Raw genomic sequence first — 17,321 nt, forward strand, 5'->3', positions numbered from 1 at the left:
CGGGATGAGCCGGGTGAGCCGTCCGCAGACTGGAACGGCGGTGATGGACAGGGACGAGGTCGACCGCGCGCTGGCCCGCCTGGTCGCGGAGCACGAGGCCGTCGAGACGTCCCTGCTCGCGCTTCAGGACCATGCCGGGCGGCGGCTGCTGGAGGGCGCGGGACTGACCGGGGTCACCAAGGAGCGGTGGACGGCCGCCGACGCGGCGATCACCCGACTCTGGACGTACTTCGACGCCTACAGCGGTGCCTTGGCCGCCGCCCGGCAGATCCGCGAGCGGCGGCGCCGGCCGAGCCCGGAGGACCTCGTCGAGCTGACCGACCGGCTGCGGGGGCCGGGGGTGGTGATCGCCGGCGCCGGGGCCGAGGGCGCCGCCCTCGCGGAGCGGTTCTCGCTCGCGGAGCTGGTGGTGCGGATGAACGAGCTGTACGCGAGCTCGCTGGACGTGGTGGTCGCGGCCGACGCGGTCTGGTCGGCGCTTCCCGCGCGGATCGACCTGCTCGCGGCCGAACTGCACCGCACGCGTTCGCTGGCGCGTTCGGTGGGCGTGCGACCCGGCGAACACCCCTCCGGGGACGACCTGGAGGACATCACCGCCGAACTGACGCGGTTGCGGGAGCAGGTGATCGCGGACCCGCTGGCGTTCTGGGTCGCGGTGACGGGGAGTTCCGCCCCGGGCGGCGGCCGTCCGGACACCACCCGCTACGACCGGGCGGCGCGCGCGCTGGATGACGTACGGCGCGAGATCGAGGCGGTCCTGGCCGTACGGCAGGATGCCGAACAGCGGCTGATCGGTGTGCGGGACGTGCTCTCGCGGGCCGACCGCACCCTCGCGGAGGCGCGGACTGCGCGCGGCGAGGTACTGGCCAAGATCGCCGCGTCGGAGGTGCCGGCGGTCAGCGGTCCGCCGACGGCGTTGCAGGAGCAGCTCGCGGCGGCGGCCGAGTACCGCCGGCAGGCCCAGTGGCACCGGCTGTCCCCGCTGCTGGAAGCCCTGGAGGAGCGGGCGGAGGACGAACTGCGCCGGGCGCGCGAGTCGTTGACGGCGGTGACGGCGCCGCTCGCGGTGCGGGCGGAGCTGCGGGGGCGGCTCGACGCGTACCGGGCGAAGGTGGCCCGGCACGGCCTGGCGGAGGATCCGCTGTTGATGGAGCGCTACGACACCGCTCGGCGGATGCTGTGGAGCGCGCCATGCGACCTGAGGGCCGCCGAACAGGCCGTACTGCGCTACCAGCGGGCCACGGCCGAGGCGCTGGCACCGCAGCCGCAGCCGCAGCCGCAAGCACAGTCGCAGTCGCAGTCGCAGCCGCAGGAGACATCCCCCGCCGTGGACGGGGCGGAGAGGGAAGACGGATGAGCCTGACCGGAACGGCGTGCGTGCGCCCCGGCTGCCCGGGGACGTACGAGGACATGGGGGGCGGCGAGGTCTACTGCGACACCTGTGGCCTGGCGCCGATCGGCGCCGTCTCCGCCGGCGCGGAGGAACTGGTGTCGCCGCCCACGGGCATGACCAGCGCCGCCCGCCACGGTGACTCCCGTGGCTCGGGGCGCTCCTCGTCGGCGTCGGCCCGCTCCTCCCGCTCCTCCCGTTCGTCCTCCTCACGGCGCTCGGTGTCCGGGCGGCTGTCGCGGTCCCTGCCGGGAACGGCGTCCAGCCGTTCGGTGTCGGTGCGCAGTTCGGGTTCGGCCGGATCCACCTCGGGGCGCGGCCGGCTGGGCGCCGGACTGGTCAGGGTGCCGGAGGTGCCGCGCCCGGACCCCTCGGCGGCGGTGCTGGAGAACCCCGAGGTCCCGGAGCGCAAGCGGTTCTGCTCCCGCTCCGACTGCGGGGCCCCGGTGGGGCGGGCGCGGGGCGACCGGCCCGGTCGGACGGAAGGGTTCTGCACCAAGTGCGGGCATCCGTACTCCTTCGTGCCCAAGCTGAACCCGGGCGACGTGGTGCGCGGCCAGTACGAGGTGGCCGGCTGCCTCGCCCACGGCGGTCTCGGCTGGGTGTACCTCGCGGTGGACAAGGCGGTCTCCGACCGTTGGGTGGTACTCAAGGGCCTTTTGGACACCGGGGACCAGGACGCGATGGAGGCGGCGATATCCGAGCGACGCTTCCTCGCGGAGATCGAGCACTCCAACATCGTGCGGATCTACAACTTCGTGGAGCACCTCGACCAGCGGACCGGTTCGCTGGACGGGTACATCGTCATGGAGTACGTCGGCGGCAAGTCGCTCAAGGAGATCGCCAACGGGCGGCGGCGGCCGGACGGGCGGCGCGATCCGCTGCCGGTGGAGCAGGCGTGCGCGTACGGCATCGAGGCGCTGGAGGCACTCGGTCACCTGCACAGCAGGAACCTCCTCTACTGCGACTTCAAGGTCGACAACGCGATCCAACAGCAGGACCAGCTGAAGCTGATCGACATGGGCGCGGTACGGCGGATGGACGACGAGGAGTCGGCCATCTACGGCACGGTCGGCTACCAGGCGCCGGAGGTCGCGGAGCTGGGACCTTCGGTGGCGTCGGACCTCTACACGGTGGCGCGCACCCTGGCGGTGCTGACCTTCGACTTCCAGGGCTATACGAACGTGTTCGTGGATTCGTTGCCCGAGCCCGAACACATCGAGGTCTTCCGCCGGTACGAGTCGTTCTACCGGCTGCTGGTGCGGGCGACGGACCCGGATCCGGGGCGGAGGTTCGCATCCGCGCAGGAGATGGCGGACCAGCTGACGGGTGTGTTGCGGGAGGTCGTGGCGCTCCAGACGGGCCGGCCGCACCCCCAGTTGTCGACGCTGTTCGGGCCGGAACTGCGGGTGCCGGACACCCGGTTGTACGCGGACGAGGCGGGGACGGAGGTGTCCCGGCTGGGCGTGCGCGCAGATGTCGGCTCGCGATGGCCCCGGCTGCCCGGCCGGCGTGCGGCGGTCACCGCCGGAGCGCCCGGCGTAGGGATGGTCGGGGTCGGGGCGGCCGGCGTAGGGATGGTCGGGGTCGGGGCGACGGGCGTGGGAGTGGCCGGCGTAGGGGTGCCGGCGCCCAGGCAGGGCGAAATGGTGACGGGAGTCGTCCCCGCGCCGCCGGCCGTACCGCAAGAACCGCACGCCGGGAGCGGGCTCGCGGCGTTGGACGCCCGGGACATGGCGCTGGCGCTGCCGGTTCCCTTGGTGGACCCGGCCGACCCGAGCGCCGGCTTCCTGGCCGGACTGCTCACCGCCGCTCCCGCCGACCTCCTGGGAGCGCTGGGCTCGGCTCCCGCCGACTCCGCCGAACTGCGGCTGCGGGAGCTGCGCGCTCGGCTGGAGCTCGGCGAACTCGCGGTGGCGGGGCGGGCGCTGGCCGAGCTGGAGGTCCTGCACCCCGACGACTGGCGGGTGGTGTGGGCGCGCGGCATCGCCTCCCTGGCCACCGGGGACGACGAGATCGCCGCCCTGTCCTTCGACGCCGTCTATGACGCCTTCCCGGGCGAGCCGGCGCCGAAGCTGGCGTTGGGCCTGTGCGCGGAGGTCCTCGGGCAGTTGGACAACGCCGCCGAGTACTACCGGCTCGTCTGGATCACCGATCCCGGCTTCGTGAGCGCGGCGTTCGGGCTGGCACGGGTGCAACTGGCCTCCGGCGACCGGACGGGGGCGGTGCGCACGCTGGAGTCGGTGCCGGAGGTGTCGATCCACTACACCGCCGCCCGGGTGGCGGCGGTACGGGCACGCCTGCGCGACCGGTCCCCGGAGGAACCCCTGCTGCCCGACCTGGCGGCGGCTGCCGCGCAGGTGGAGGCGCTGGGGCGGGTGGGACTGGACTCGGTGCGGCGGGAGCGGCTTTCGGTGGAGGTTCTGGGCTCGGCCCTGGACTGGGTACTGTCGGGTAGCCGGGGTGCCGACCCCGGCCGGACCACGCTGCTCGACAGTCAACTGGACGAGCGGGGGCTGCGCTTCGGCCTGGAGCGCTCGTACCGCGTCCTCGCTCGGCTGGCGCAGCGGGGCGAGGAGAGGATCGAACTGGTGGAGCGGGCAAACCGTTTCCGTCCCCGGACGTGGGTGTGATTGATGTCGATGCATCGGCTGTCGGGCTGCCCCAGCTGCGCGGAGCCCCTGGAAGAGGGTGACCGTTTCTGCGGGGTCTGCGGTTACGCGGTCTCCGCCACCCCGGACTCGCCCGCCCCCGGCGGCTACGCCCCGGCCGATCCCCCGTCCGGGGACGGCCCGGGCAGCCGGCCCGCCCCGGGAGGCTCGACCGGCCCGGGCGGGTATGCCCCGGCCGGCCCCGGGGGAGCCACCGCCCCGAGTCCCGTGGTGTCCACCGCCGCCGACCCCGGCGGGGCGGGCTGCCCGGCCTCGCCCGCCCCCGGCGGCTACGCCCCGGTCGAAGCCCGTGGTGGAAACCTGTCCGGCGGACCGGCGCACGCCCGACCCGGCGCGGCCGCAGGGGTCGTACCGAGCCCCGGGGGCGGTGGTCACCCCTCCCCCAGCGGCCCCGACCGAGGCGGCTCCTGCCCCGCCGAGACCCAGGCCGCGGTGCACTCCGGGGGGGCCGGCTACCCGGTGTCGTCCGGCCCGGCCGTGCCGGACGAGCGCGCCCCGGACGGGCCGACCGCAGCCGGCCCCGGCGGATACGCCCCCGGCTCCGCGGCGCTCCCGCAAGGCGCCCCCGCTCACGGCGTCGCCGGCCGGCCGCCGGCCCCGGAGGGCAGCCACCCCGGCGGTGACCGGGAGCCGTACGGGTCCGTCGGGGAGTACCCCGCCCGGCCGGTACCGGCACCGGCGTCCCACACCGGCCGGCCGTACGGCGACCACCCCGAACCGGCCGCGCCCGGGGGCGGGTACGGCTCCGGAGTACCCGCCCCGGGGTGGGGCAGTGTGACCAGCGCCGCCCCGACGCTGGTCGACGAAGCCGGCGACTGGGCCGGCGCCCCGGCCGAACCGGACCGGGCCGCCTCCTGGCAGTCACCCCCGGCGCCGGAAGCCCCGGCCCACGAACCCCCGACGCCTGGTTCTCCGACACAGGAACCCCCGGCCCACGAACCCCCGTACACCGCCCCGCACGGCGACGGCTCCGCACAGGAGTCCCCGTACGGCCCCCCGCAGGGCGAAGGCAAGACCTGCGTCGCCTGCCGTGCCGGGCACGTCGACACCGACGGGTACTGCGAGCACTGCGGCCACGCGCAGCCCCGGGAGCGGGACCACCTCGAAGAGGAACTGGGGAGCGTCGCCGCCGTCAGTGACCGCGGGTTGCGCCACCACCGCAACGAGGACTCGTTCGCGGTGGCGGCCACCGCCCTCCCCGACGGCTCCGCCGCCACCGTCGCCATCGTCTGCGACGGCGTGTCCTCCGCCAGTCGCCCCGACGAGGCGTCGGCCGCCGCCGCCGGCGCCGCCAACGAGGCGCTGCTCGAAGCCCTGCCCCGCGGCGCCCACCCCCAGGAGGCCATGCACGAGGCGATCCTGGCCGCGGCCGCCGCCGTCAACGCCCTGGCTCCGGAGGTCCCCGGCGCCCAGAACGCCCCCGCCTGCACCCTGGTCGGCGCCGTCGTCAGCGGCGGTGTGCTCACCATCGGCTGGGTCGGCGACAGCCGCGCCTACTGGGTCCCCGACGACCGCGCCGCCCTCCCCCGCCGCCTCACCGAGGACGACTCGTGGGCCGCGCAGATGGTCGCGGCCGGGCTGATGGGTGAGGCGGAGGCGTACGCGGACGTCCGCGCCCACGCCATCACCGGCTGGCTCGGCGCCGACGCGTACGACCTGGAACCGCACACCGCCAGCTTCAAGCCGGACCACGCCGGCGTGGTCGTCGTCTGCACCGACGGCCTGTGGAACTACGCCGAGTCCGCGCGGGAGATGGCCCAGGTCCTGCCGCCCGACGCGGCGACCCGGCCCCTGCACAGCGCGCAGGTCCTGGTGGGTCACGCCCTCGACGGGGGCGGCCACGACAACGTCACCGTGGCCGTCGTACCCTTCGCCGCCGCCACGCCACGGCCCTCGGCCCACGTGGAAACGGAAGCGTAAGCGGAACCCCGCCCGAGCCCCGTCCCCGGGCCTGACGACGTCCCTCGACCGACCTCCTAGGAGTCCCACCGATGGCGAACTTCGCCAAGCCGAGCGCCCCGCGCTTCAGCGTGGAGGTGTACCAGAACGAGTTCCTTCCCGAAGGCGGCCGCGACGTCCACGCCATCGTCACGGTCACCTCCACCGGCGGCGCCACCGCCACCCGCTCGACCGCCCTGGCACCAGGCGGCGCCGCCGTCGTGATCATGGTCGACTGCTCCGGCTCGATGGAGTACCCGCCGACCAAGATGCGCGGCGCCCGCGAGGCCACCGCCGCCGCCATCGACACCCTGCGCGACGGCACCTCGTTCGCCGTGATCGCCGGTACCCACGTCGCCCGCGAGGTCTACCCCGGCCAGGGGCGGCTGGCCACCGCCGATCCCGCCACGCGCAGCCAGGCCAAGGAGGCGTTGCGCGGCCTCAGCTCCGGCGGCGGCACCGCCATCGGCACCTGGCTGCGCCTGGCCGACGGCCTGCTGCGCGGGTCCGGCGCCACGATCCGGCACGGAATCCTCCTCACCGACGGCCGCAACGAGCACGAGGAGCCGACCGCGCTGCGCGCCACCCTCGACGCCTGCGCGGGCCGGTTCACCTGCGACGCGCGCGGTGTGGGCACCGACTGGGAGGTGAAGGAGGTGACGGGCATCGCGAGCGCGCTGCTCGGCACCGCCGACATCGTGGCCGATCCGGCCCACCTCGGCGAGGACTTCACGCGCATGATGGAGAGCGTCATGGGCAAGGAGGTGGCCGACGTCTCGCTGCGCCTGTGGACCCCGGTCGGCGCGGAGATCCAGTACGTCAAGCAGGTCGCGCCCGCCGTCCAGGACCTCACCGACCGCCGGACCGAGGCCGGTCCGCGCGCGGGCGACTACCCGACGGGTTCGTGGGGCGACGAGTCCCGCGAGTACCACGTGTGCGTACGGGTGCCGGGGGCGTCCGTCGGCCAGGAGATGCTGGCCGCGCGGGCCATGTTGGTCGTGCCCGGCGCCCTCGGGGAGCCGTCGACCACGCTCGCCCAGGGCCTGGTCCGGGCGGTGTGGACGGACGACCTGGCCGCTTCCACCGCCATCAGCCCGCAGGTGGCGCACTACACGGGACAGGCGGAGCTGGCGCAGGCTATCCAGCAGGGCCTGGAAGCCCGCAAACTGGGTGATGTCGACGGCGCCACCGCCAAGCTGGGGCGTGCCGTGCAACTCGCGAGCGCGTCCGGGAACGCCGACACCGCCCGGCTTCTGGCGAAGGTGGTGGATGTCGTGGATGCGGCGGCGGGTACTGTGCGGCTGAAAGCGAAGGTCGCCGATGCCGACGAGATGACCCTTGAAACGCGTTCGACGCAGACCGTCCGAGTGAAGAAGACCTGAGAAGAACCTGACGCGATGACGCAGGGAGAAGGGGGAAGCGTCGCCATGCCGACCTGCCCGAACGGACACCAGTCCGCCTCCGACGACTGGTGCGAGGTCTGCGGCCACCGCATGGCTGCCGCTACGAGCGCTCCCGAGGCGCCCTCCTACGGCTACGGCTACCCTCCCACGGCCGGTGAGCCGACCGCGCAGGCCGAGCTGTGCCCGCAGTGCCGCACCCCGCGCGAGGCGATGGCGCCGTTCTGCGAGGAGTGCCGGTTCAACTTCCTGACGCGCACGCCGACGCCGGCGTCCTTCCCGCAGGAGGCGCAGGGCGGCCCCGGCCACCAGCCCGTGCCCCCGCCGCCGGTACCGGCGCCGCCGACCTTCTCCCAGGACCACTTCGACTACCAGGGCTCGCGCCCGTCCCGGGTGAACCGCCCGGCCGAGCCGCTCCAGCGCGAGGACGACTGGCTGCTGCCGCCCCCGGCGCACGAGCAGCAGCCGTTGCGGCAGGAGTACGCCCCCCAGCAGCACCAGCAGCCTCACCAGGCACCGCAGCAGCAACCGCGACAACCGCAGCAACAGCCCTTCCCGTCCCAGGGCGGCGGCTCCTGGAGTGCGACGATCGGCCCGGACCGTTCGTACTTCATGGCGATGATGCAGCGCAGCGGCCCCGAGGCGGCGGCGCTCAACCTGCCCGCCTACTCCCCCGAGCAGCACCTCCCGCTCTCCGGCGGCCAGATCACCATCGGCCGCCGCCGCGCCTCCACGGGCGAGTCACCCGACGTCGATCTGTCGGTGCCCCCGGAGGACCCGGGCGTCTCGCACCAGCACGCCGTCCTCGTCCAGCAGCCCGACGGCAGTTGGGCCGTGGTGGACCAGAACTCCACCAACGGCACCACCATCAACGGCGGCGAGGACCCGATCCAGCCGTACGTCCCCGTCCCCCTCGCCGACGGCGACCGCGTCCACGTCGGCGCCTGGACCACCATCACCGTCCGGCGCGGCTAGCCGGGCGGGCCCGGCACGTCGTCCGGCCCCGTACCGGACAGGGCCTCACACCGACGCGGCTTCCCCCAGGGACCACACGTACGGGCCCCGGGGGTCGTCCAGCCAGGACCACTGGCCCTCCGGGGTGACCGTGACGCCGAAGCGCTCGCGCCCCGGTCGGCCTTCGCCCCGCCAGAGGTCCAGCGCCTCCCGGGGGTGCAGCGCGCCTCCGCTGAGGATCAGCATGAACTGGAAGCGCTCGTTCTCCACCAGCTCGTACGGGAACCCGTCCTGCGCCGAGGCGGAGCCGGGGGCAGCCGCGGTGGCCCCGCGCAAGGGGACGAAGTAGGCCGGGGTGTGCAGGAAGCGGCCTTCGGCGAAGGCGGCGTCGCGGACGGTGAGCGCGATCAGGCCCGTCGACAGGGGCGCGAGGATGCGCGCGCCGGGCCGGCACTGTCCGAGCCAGGCGGATGGGATCAGCGGGAGCGTGCAGGTCACCAGGATCCTGTCGAAGGGCGCGCGCGAGGGGCAGCCACGCGCCCCGTCGCCGGTGACCACCGTCGGCCGGTACCCGAGCTGGGCCAGGTGGGCCCGGGCGGACTCGGTGATCTCCTCATCCAGGTCCACGGTGGTGACGTGCTCGTCGCCGAGCCGGTGGCAGAGCAGCGCCGCGTTGTAGCCGGTGCCGGCGCCGATCTCCAGCACGTCGTCCCCGTCCCGCACCTCCAGCGCCTCCAGCATCCTGGCCATCAGGGAGGGCTGGCTGCTGGAGGACAGCAGCTCGCCGTCGCGCAGCCGGGTCGCGAGGGGCGTGTCCGTGTAGACCCCGCGCAGCCAGCGCGCCCGCCGCTCGGGGTCCGGGTCCTCGCCCCACAGCCGCTCGTGCCCGGCGCCGCGACCGGTCCAGAAGTACGGCACGAAGACGTGCCGGGGCACGGCGGTGAAGGCCGCCCGCCAGGCCGGGTCCTGGAGGACCCCGGCTGCGGTCAGCTCCCGCACCTGGGCGGCGTGCGCGACCTCGCGAACGTCCCGTCCCGCGGTGTGTGCTCCCATGTCTCCACTGTCCAACCCAGGGGCGGCGAAGGCGAGCGCTGGTCGCCGACCGCACCGGCGGGTACCGGCCGGTACCCGCCGGTGCGGTCGGCGGAGGGGCCCAGGTCCTGTCGTCAAAGTAGCGCCGTTGAGGCCCGGGGCGTCCGGTGCCGTGCATCGCAAGGCGGAGGGGCGCCCGTGTACTGGACGTACTTGGGCGCTCCGACAACGCAGCGAGGTGCGGTGCCGGACGTGCCGGGCCAGGCGGGACTTGGACGACAGGGCCCGGGACCGCCGTCCTCCGTCCGGGTGTCTGAGACGATGGTCGGGTGAATGACAATCCGCAGAGCACGGTCCAGGAGCAGACCTTCTACGAGCTGGTGGGGGGCGAGGCCACCTTCCGCCGGCTCGTCCACCGCTTCTACCAGGGCGTCGCCGAAGACCCGCTGCTGCGCCCGATGTACCCGGAGGGCGACCTCGGCCCGGCCGAGGAGCGGTTCGCGCTGTTCCTGATGCAGTACTGGGGCGGCCCGTCCACGTACAGCGAGAACCGCGGGCACCCGCGCCTGCGCATGCGCCACGCGCCGTTCCGGGTGGACGCGGCCGCGCACGACGCGTGGCTGGGCCACATGCGGGAGGCGGTGGACGAGCTGGGGCTGGCGCCGGAGCACGAGGCGCAGCTGTGGCGGTACCTGACCTACGCGGCCGCCTCGATGATCAACACGGCCTGACCGACCCGACGGGTCGACCGGGCGGGGCCGACGGAGTCCGGGCCTATCGGGCCGGGCCTGGGGTTGGCCTGCCGGGCCGGGCCTGGGGCTGGGTAGGCGGGGCCGGGCCCCGGCCCGGGTAGATCGGGCCGGCCCTACCGGGTCACACGGGCCGGACCAGCAGGGCGCCGAGCCCCTCGGTCCGCCCGGGGCGCCGCATGGCGACGGACCCGTACGGGGTGCTCAGCCGCAGCCAGCCCCCGGAGGTGAACAGCGCCACCGGCTCGGGCCGCTCGTGGGCCGCCTGGACCGGGACGGTGGCCCGCACCGGCCGCAGGAAGCCGAGGGACTGCGCGGCGTGGACGGCGCGCAGCGGCAGTTCGGTGTCGCCCAGGGTCCGGGACCAGATGTCGCGGCCGATCCGGTCGCGTTCCGACCGGGTCCGGTGCTGCGGGGGCAGTGCCGCGTCACGGGAACGGAACTCGGCGACGGCCCCGGCCACGGCGGCCCGCATCTCCTCGGCGCCGGGCAGCCCGGGCACCCGCTCCCAGCCTCCGCGCGGGGGCAGCACTCCGGCCCACGGCGGCCCGGTGACGGGCCGGGGCACGGCGGCGCCGGCGGCGCCCTCGTCCACGGACTCCAACAGCTCACCGGCGGACACCGTCAGGTCCAACGGCCGGCCGACGGGTGCGGCGAGCCGCACCGTACGGACGGCCAGGACGTCGAAGGACGGCGGCCGTCCGAAGACGGCGAGCGCGCCGCCGTCCGCCCGGGCCTGCAGGCGTACGGCGGCGGCGCGGTCGTAGTGCACCAGCCGGCCCAGGAAGGCGACGAGGTCCGCCGCCTCCCCGGAATCGGCGAAGCGCAACTGCCCGGTCATGCCGCGAGGCGCCCTTCACGGTGCCTCGCGGCCCCGGCGGAGACCGGCTCGTCGAGGTACTCCTCCAGGAAGCGCCTCTCCTCGGCCGTGATGCGGCGGGGCCGCCCCTCGGCGAGGTTGAACGGCACGACGACGGTCTCGGCACGCACGTAGACCGTCTCCGGCGCGTCCTCGGTCGCCTCGTCCTTGACCTCGTAGCGGATGGTCAGGGACGCGGCGCCGATCCGGGTCACCCAGCTCTCGATGAGGACCGGCTCGTGCCGGTGCACGAGGGGCAGCTTGTAGTCGATCTCGTGCCGGGCGACGACGGAGCCGCCCGTGAAGGACTCGCTGCCCTCCCCCGGCGCCAAGCGGAACATGAAGTCGATGCGCGCCTCCTCCAGGTAGCGAAGGAAGACGACGTTGTTGACGTGCCCGAAGGCATCCATGTCCGCCCAGCGCAGCGGGCACCGGTAGTGGTGTCTGGCCATGGCCTCAGACCTCAGCCTCGGGTGAGCTTCTTGTAGGTGGCACGGTGCGGACGGGCCGCGTCCGGGCCGAGACGCTCGATCTTGTTCTTCTCGTACGACTCGAAGTTGCCCTCGAACCAGTACCACTTGGACTCACCCTCGTACGCCAGGATGTGCGTGGCGACTCGGTCGAGGAACCAGCGGTCGTGGGAGATGACCACGGCCGCACCCGGGAATTCCAGCAGCGCGTTCTCGAGCGAGGAGAGGGTCTCGACGTCGAGGTCGTTGGTGGGTTCGTCGAGGAGGAGCAGGTTGCCGCCCTCCTTGAGAGTCAGCGCCAGGTTCAGGCGGTTGCGCTCACCGCCGGACAGCACGCCGGCCGGCTTCTGCTGGTCCGGGCCCTTGAAGCCGAAGGCGCTGACGTACGCGCGGGACGGCATCTCGACCTGGCCGACGTTGATGTAGTCCAGCTCGTCCGACACGACCGCCCAGAGGGTCTTCTTGGGGTCGATGTTGGCGCGGCTCTGGTCGACGTACGAGATCTTGACGGTCTCGCCGACCTTGATGGCGCCGGAGTCCGGCGTCTCCAGGCCCTGGATCATCTTGAAGAGCGTGGTCTTGCCGGCGCCGTTCGGGCCGATGACGCCGACGATGCCGTTGCGCGGCAGCGTGAAGGACAGGTCGTCGATGAGGACCTTGTCGCCGAACGCCTTGGAGAGGTTGTTGACCTCGACCACGATCGAGCCCAGGCGCGGGCCCGGCGGGATCTGGATCTCCTCGAAGTCCAGCTTCCGCATCTTGTCCGCCTCGGCCGCCATCTCCTCGTAGCGGGCGAGTCGGGCCTTGGACTTGGTCTGGCGCCCCTTGGCGTTCGACCGCACCCACTCCAGCTCTTCCTTGAGCCGCTTCTGGCGCTTCTCGTCCTTGCGGCCCTCGACCTTGAGGCGGGCGGCCTTCTTCTCCAGGTAGGTGGAGTAGTTGCCCTCGTACGGGTGGGCACGGCCGCGGTCGAGTTCGAGGATCCACTCGGCGACGTTGTTCAGGAAGTACCGGTCGTGGGTGACGGCCACGACGGCGCCCGCGTACTTCGAGAGGTGCTGCTCCAGCCAGTTCACCGACTCGGCGTCGAGGTGGTTGGTGGGCTCGTCGAGGAGGAGCAGGTCGGGCGCCTCGATCAGCAGCTTGCAGAGCGCGACACGGCGCTTCTCGCCACCGGAGAGGTTGGTGACCGGCCAGTCGCCGGGCGGGCAGCCCAGGGCGTCCATGGCCTGCTCCAGCTGACCGTCCAGGTCCCACGCGTTGGCGTGGTCCAGGTCCTCCTGGAGCTTGCCCATCTCGTCCATGAGCGCGTCGGTGTAGTCGGTCGCCATCAGCTCGGCGACCTCGTTGAAGCGCTTGAGCTTGCCCATGACCTCGGCGGCGCCGTCCTGGACGTTCTCCAGCACCGTCTTCGACTCGTCGAGCTTGGGCTCCTGCATGAGGATGCCGACGCTGTAACCGGGCGACAGGAACGCGTCGCCGTTGGACGGCTGCTCCAGCCCGGCCATGATCTTGAGAACGGTGGACTTACCGGCGCCGTTGGGGCCGACCACACCGATCTTGGCGCCTGGCAGGAAGTTCAGGTAGACGTCATCGAGAATCACCTTGTCGCCGTGCGCCTTGCGCGTCTTGCGCATGGTGTAGATGAACTCAGCCAAGAGAAACCGTCCGGCAGATCGATGGTGGGCAGATACACCCCATCTTGCCTGACGTCCATCCCCCGGGGGAAACGCGTATGGTCCAGGGCCCCTGACCTGGGCCGCTGCCGGGGGGCGGGTCTCACGCTCTGGTCACCGTCGGTCCTCACCGGTAGCCGGCGGAGCCACTTCCACGGCCCGGAGACGGCGGGGAGACCGCCGGGAGACGTCCCCGACCCGCCCGGAACGCACCGGCACGATGCGCCGGAGCACCCCCGCCACCGCCTCACCACGGGCAGGACGCCCCCTGCTCGGCGCCATGCGCGCCGACCTGGGCGTCGACACCTTGACTCCGTGACGTCGCCTGGTCAGAGGAGGCGGCGGGTGTGGGGGCCGTGGTCCGTGAAGATCGCCGCCGGGGTGGCCGAGAGCCTCTCGGGAGACGGCGTGGTGGCGCCACTCGAAGACGAAGGAGCCGTCGTCGGGCGTGCCGAAGCCGCCCCGAAGGCAGTCGTTCAGGGCGTCGAGGTTCCCGCCGAAGTAGCCGCCGGGGCCGCCCACGGCTTCACCGATCACCGTCCGGAAATCCCGGAGGCCGTGGATACGGGCGCCGTCGAGTACATGGGTGGTGGTCACGGGCCGAGCGTAGGGGCCGGCGGGTGTCAGTGGGGGCGGTAGACGATCAGGGCGTGGGGGAGGGTGTCGAGTACGAGGGCGGAGGGGGCGTGGGCGTACTCGCCGTCGTAGGCCAGGGGCGTGCCCTCCGGGATGTCCCCGACGCGCAGGCTGCGCAGCTTGGTCGCGGTGTGGACGGGGGAACGGGTGAGGGGGCCGGCGAAGGCGGCGGCGAGGAGGCGGGGGCCGGGGCGGCCGCCGCCGTAGACCATCCGTACGTCGAGCAGTCCCTCGCCGAGGCTGTCGCGGCGGCGGGGCGTGGGGCCGGTGCCGTGGTAGGTGCCGTTGCCCGCGAAGAGCAACCAGACCTTACGGGGCCGGCCGGCGAGGCGCAGTGCGACGGGGTGCTCGGCTCGCAGCACCCGCCAGGCCGCCAGCAGGGCGGCGGGCCCACCGCCGATCCGGGAGGCCCAGCGCAGGCGGTGTCGGAGCAGTTCGGGGTAGGCGCCGATGCTGAAGGTGTTCAGGAAGTACCCGGACTCGGCGGGGCGCGCCGGCGGGGCGTCCCCGGATCCGGCCTCGGGTGGGGCGGGGTGCGGGCCGGGGGTGAAGCGGCCGACGGCGACGCGGACCGCGTGCCCTGCGGCCAGGGCCCGGCAGGTGTCCTCGGCCCCGGCCAGCCCGAGGTCGAGGGCGAAGTGGTTGAGGGTGCCGCCGGGGAACACCGCCAGCGGAATCCCGGCGCGCAGGGCGGCCGTAGCGGCGGCGTTGATGGTGCCGTCTCCCCCGCAGATGCCGAGCACGGTGGCGCGGGAGGCCGCCGCGGCCAGTTCCGCCGGTAGGTCGGGGCCCGCGCACTCCACGAGTTCAGCCTTGGGCAGCCGGTCCAGTACGGAGTCGAGCCCGGCGCGGGCGGCCGTACCCGAGTCGGTGTTCACCACGACGGTCAGCCCTTCCCCGTCGGGCAGGGCGGGTGCCCCGACCACCTTGCGTTCGTCGCCCGGTACGATCCGCGACCCCTCCACGCCCCGCGCGACCTTGCGGACGACGAGCCCGGCGGCGACGCCGAACGCGGCGCCGGCGACCACGTCGGACGGGTAGTGCACCCCGGTGTACACCCGGGAGAACGCCACGGAGGCCGCCACCGGCGCGAGGAGCGCGCCCCACTCGGGCGCCTCCAGGGCGAGCCCGGTGGTGAACGCGAAGGCGGAGGCGGCGTGGCCGGACGGGAAGGAGGTGGTCCAGGGCTGGGTGTTCAGCCGGCGCACTGCCGGGACCCCGTCGAGCAGCGGCCGGGCGCGGCGCACCGACCACTTGCCGACGGTGTTGATGGTCGCCGAGGCCAGCGCGAGTGAGGCCACGCCGCGCACCGCGGCCTTCCTGGACCGGGTCGAGCCGAACACGGCGATCGCCGCGGCGGCCCCGCCCCACAGCACGCCGTGGTTCGCGGCCCGCCCGAGGCGGGGCAGCACCGTGTCGGCCCCGGGCCAGTGCCTCCGGGCCACCGCGTCGAACAGCCGCCGGTCCCACCGCGCGAGCGCGCCTTGCCAGGTCAGCTCCTGATCAGCCATTGCCACCGAATACCCCGCGAGCGTGATCCGAATCCACCACCCCGCCACCCCGGCTACGCGCGTCCACCCCTCCCAGGGCGGCACGCCCCGGCCCGTACCGCCGCCCGGCCCGATGCCACCGCGCCGCCCGGGACTCCGCCGCGCCGGCCGGGTCGCGATTCCCACAGCCCTACAGTTCCTCCTCCGCGAGCCCTACAGCTCCTCCTCCCCGCCCGACTCCTCCTCCAGCGGGCGCTTGCGCAGCAGCAGGACCACCATGCCGCCCAGCACCACCAGGCCGACCGCGAGCCCGGCGATCACCGGGGTCGCCGCGGAGCTGCCGCTGGTGGCGAGGCGTTCCCCGTCGGCGGTGTCGTCTGGGGAGGTCAGCGCCACCGCCGCCGCCCCGCCCATCGGGCTCGCCCCGGGCGCGGGCCACAGCGCCGAGGCGGTGGCGGTCGTCGCGACGGCGCTGGAGCCCGCCACGATCTGCGCCTGCTCCGGGATCCCGTTGGCGAGGACCCGCCCGACGGGGACCTTGGTGGAGCCCTGGACGGTGACCGAGGCGTGTCCGTCGGGTGGGCCCGGCGGCACCTCGAAGTAGAGCCGGGTCCCGTTGCCGGCGGTGGTCAACGGCCGCCCCTCGGCGTCCACCACCCGCACCCCCATGGCCACGGCCGCCGCGTCCGGGGTGACCGTGACGCTCTGCGCGCCCGTCCGCACCGTGACCGGCCCCAGCCGGGCACCCGTCGGCCCCGAGACCGGACCGGACACCTCCCCGGGGTCCAGCCCCAGCGAGACCGGCGGCTCCGGCAACCGGCCCGCCTCCCGCTGGAGGTAGTCGGCCAGTTTCTCCGCCGCCGGATCGGCCGCCTCGACCTGCGCGCCGTCGGCCAGTCGCCAGATCGCCACCTGGGTCCCGGCCGCCGCGCTCTCGGCGGTGAGGGAACCGGCCCCGGCCGCCTTGGCGAGCCCTGCCAGATCGTTGAGCTGCGGGTAGGAGTGCTCCAGCACCCAGCGGATCCGGCCCGCGTCCTGGTTGGCGGCGAGTGGTGTCCCGCCCCACCCGCTCTCGGTGTACCGGGCTTCGGGCTGTGCGTAGCCCGCCACCCCGACCCCGTACGTCTGGAGCATGCCACCCCCGTCGACGCGCATCTCGCACAGCCCGGCGGGGATCTGCCGGACCGTGCCGTCCGCGCCGCGCAGGACCGCGTGCCCGAACGTCTTCAGCCCGTCCAGCACGGCGCTCGCGCCCCCCGGCGCCGCCCGGTCCGAGGTCGAACCGGAGTCGGCCGCGGCCTGTGCCCCGGGTGCGGCGGCGAGGGCCGCGGCGAGCAGGGCGACCGCCAGCGGACGTCGCGCGGAGACCCGTACGGAAGCACGTTCGGCGACCGCAACCGGAACCAGGTCCGACAGACCGTCAGGCAGGTGCGGCAGGCCTCCAGGCAGAGCCGGAAGGCCGTCAGGCGGAACCGGGACAACGTCGGCCCCCGGGACGGGCGGGACCGGCGGCCGACCGGCAACAGGGACGGCGGTGGGATCAGGAACGGAGGATGCGGGAACAGCGATCGACACAGTCTTCCCCTTCGGGCCGAAGGCCCAGGTGCCCGTGAGTACCGGGTGATCTTAGCCGCCTCGAACACTCAGACCACCGCCGCGTTCTGAGGGGGCATCAGTGGGACGTCGGTTCTGACGACGCGACGGAACGCCGCGGTTCCCCGGTTGAGGTCGTGTCCGATGGTGACGGCGTCGATGTCCGCCGAGAACCAGCGGGCGCCCTCCCCGTCGGGCGGCCCCTCCCGGACCCGCAACCGCCCGTGCACCACCAGCGGTTCGCCGACCGAAACGGAACTCGCCAGGTGGACCGCCAGGGTCCGCCGTGCCCACACCGTGTAGAAGCTGGTGGAGCCGTCGGCCCAGGTTTCCTTTCGCCGGTCGAAGTACCGCGGCGTCACCGCGAAGCGGAACCTCGCGGACGGCCCCGCCGGGGTCTCCTTGAAGTCGATCTTCGTCGCCACATGACCCACCAGCGTCACCAGGGTGTCGTTCATCCCG

Annotated in this window: 13 protein-coding genes and 1 pseudogene; 6 read left to right on the plus strand and 8 right to left on the minus strand. The window is 74.0% G+C overall.

What is annotated here, in order from left to right; all coding sequences use genetic code 11:
* The first annotated feature begins 4 nt into the window (after window positions 1-4).
* The 5 genes from ABZ934_RS10520 (at window position 5) to ABZ934_RS10540 (ending at window position 8,375) form a co-directional block, all read left to right on the plus strand.
* The gene (locus ABZ934_RS10520) at window positions 5-1,357 is read left to right on the plus strand and encodes a hypothetical protein (protein WP_361311089.1); all 1,353 of its coding nucleotides are present in this window, start codon (window positions 5-7) and stop codon (window positions 1,355-1,357) included.
* Window positions 1,354-4,023 (plus strand): tetratricopeptide repeat protein, encoded by a 2,670-nt coding sequence (locus tag ABZ934_RS10525; RefSeq protein ID WP_361311092.1) that lies wholly within the window; start codon window positions 1,354-1,356, stop codon window positions 4,021-4,023. The genes ABZ934_RS10520 and ABZ934_RS10525 overlap by 4 nt, the downstream gene beginning before the upstream one ends.
* A 471-nt stretch (window positions 4,024-4,494) precedes the next feature.
* Window positions 4,495-5,982, plus strand: a complete 1,488-nt coding sequence (locus tag ABZ934_RS10530; RefSeq protein WP_361311395.1) for a protein phosphatase 2C domain-containing protein — start codon at window positions 4,495-4,497, stop codon at window positions 5,980-5,982.
* A 71-nt stretch (window positions 5,983-6,053) separates the two neighbouring features.
* The gene (locus ABZ934_RS10535; protein ID WP_361311094.1) at window positions 6,054-7,382 is read left to right on the plus strand and encodes a VWA domain-containing protein; all 1,329 of its coding nucleotides are present in this window, start codon (window positions 6,054-6,056) and stop codon (window positions 7,380-7,382) included.
* A 45-nt stretch (window positions 7,383-7,427) separates the two neighbouring features.
* Window positions 7,428-8,375: an FHA domain-containing protein gene (locus tag ABZ934_RS10540; protein WP_361311397.1), complete on the plus strand. Its 948-nt coding sequence runs from the start codon at window positions 7,428-7,430 to the stop codon at window positions 8,373-8,375.
* Window positions 8,376-8,420: 45 nt separating this feature from the next.
* On the opposite strand, the gene ABZ934_RS10545 is transcribed toward ABZ934_RS10540, so the two are convergent.
* Complete coding sequence (locus ABZ934_RS10545) at window positions 8,421-9,407, minus strand: methyltransferase domain-containing protein (RefSeq protein ID WP_361311097.1); 987 nt, start codon at window positions 9,405-9,407, stop codon at window positions 8,421-8,423.
* A 308-nt stretch (window positions 9,408-9,715) separates the two neighbouring features.
* On the opposite strand from ABZ934_RS10545, the gene ABZ934_RS10550 reads away from it, so the two are divergent.
* Window positions 9,716-10,117 carry a globin gene (locus ABZ934_RS10550; RefSeq protein WP_361311099.1) on the plus strand — a complete coding sequence of 134 codons (402 nt, stop codon included), beginning with the start codon at window positions 9,716-9,718 and terminating at the stop codon, window positions 10,115-10,117.
* A 142-nt stretch (window positions 10,118-10,259) separates the two neighbouring features.
* Here ABZ934_RS10550 and ABZ934_RS10555 read toward each other — a convergent pair whose 3' ends face one another.
* The 7 genes and pseudogenes from ABZ934_RS10555 to ABZ934_RS10585 all read right to left on the minus strand — a co-directional run bounded on the left by ABZ934_RS10555 (window position 10,260) and on the right by ABZ934_RS10585 (window position 17,317).
* On the minus strand, window positions 10,260-10,976 hold the full coding sequence (locus ABZ934_RS10555; protein ID WP_361311102.1) for a hypothetical protein: 717 nt from the start codon (window positions 10,974-10,976) through the stop codon (window positions 10,260-10,262).
* Window positions 10,973-11,446 carry a thioesterase family protein gene (locus ABZ934_RS10560; RefSeq protein ID WP_361311105.1) on the minus strand — a complete coding sequence of 158 codons (474 nt, stop codon included), beginning with the start codon at window positions 11,444-11,446 and terminating at the stop codon, window positions 10,973-10,975. The genes ABZ934_RS10555 and ABZ934_RS10560 overlap by 4 nt, the downstream gene beginning before the upstream one ends.
* Window positions 11,447-11,457: 11 nt before the next feature.
* A complete protein-coding gene (gene ettA, locus ABZ934_RS10565; protein ID WP_361311107.1) occupies window positions 11,458-13,122 on the minus strand; it encodes an energy-dependent translational throttle protein EttA in 1,665 nt (554 codons plus the stop codon).
* Between the two features lie 399 nt (window positions 13,123-13,521).
* Window positions 13,522-13,737 (minus strand): annotated as a pseudogene (locus tag ABZ934_RS10570) (barstar family protein); the annotation flags it as partial.
* 26 nt (window positions 13,738-13,763) lie between these two features.
* Window positions 13,764-15,287, minus strand: coding sequence for a phosphatase PAP2 family protein (locus ABZ934_RS10575; protein WP_361311109.1), 1,524 nt, complete (start codon window positions 15,285-15,287; stop codon window positions 13,764-13,766).
* A 192-nt stretch (window positions 15,288-15,479) separates the two neighbouring features.
* A complete protein-coding gene (locus ABZ934_RS10580; protein WP_361311111.1) occupies window positions 15,480-16,508 on the minus strand; it encodes a thioester domain-containing protein in 1,029 nt (342 codons plus the stop codon).
* 401 nt (window positions 16,509-16,909) lie between these two features.
* Window positions 16,910-17,317, minus strand: a complete 408-nt coding sequence (locus ABZ934_RS10585; protein ID WP_361311113.1) for a single-stranded DNA-binding protein — start codon at window positions 17,315-17,317, stop codon at window positions 16,910-16,912.
* Window positions 17,318-17,321: the final 4 nt, after the last annotated feature.

The organism is Streptomyces sp. NPDC046557 (genome assembly GCF_040645975.1).
Classification (GTDB): domain Bacteria; phylum Actinomycetota; class Actinomycetes; order Streptomycetales; family Streptomycetaceae; genus Streptomyces.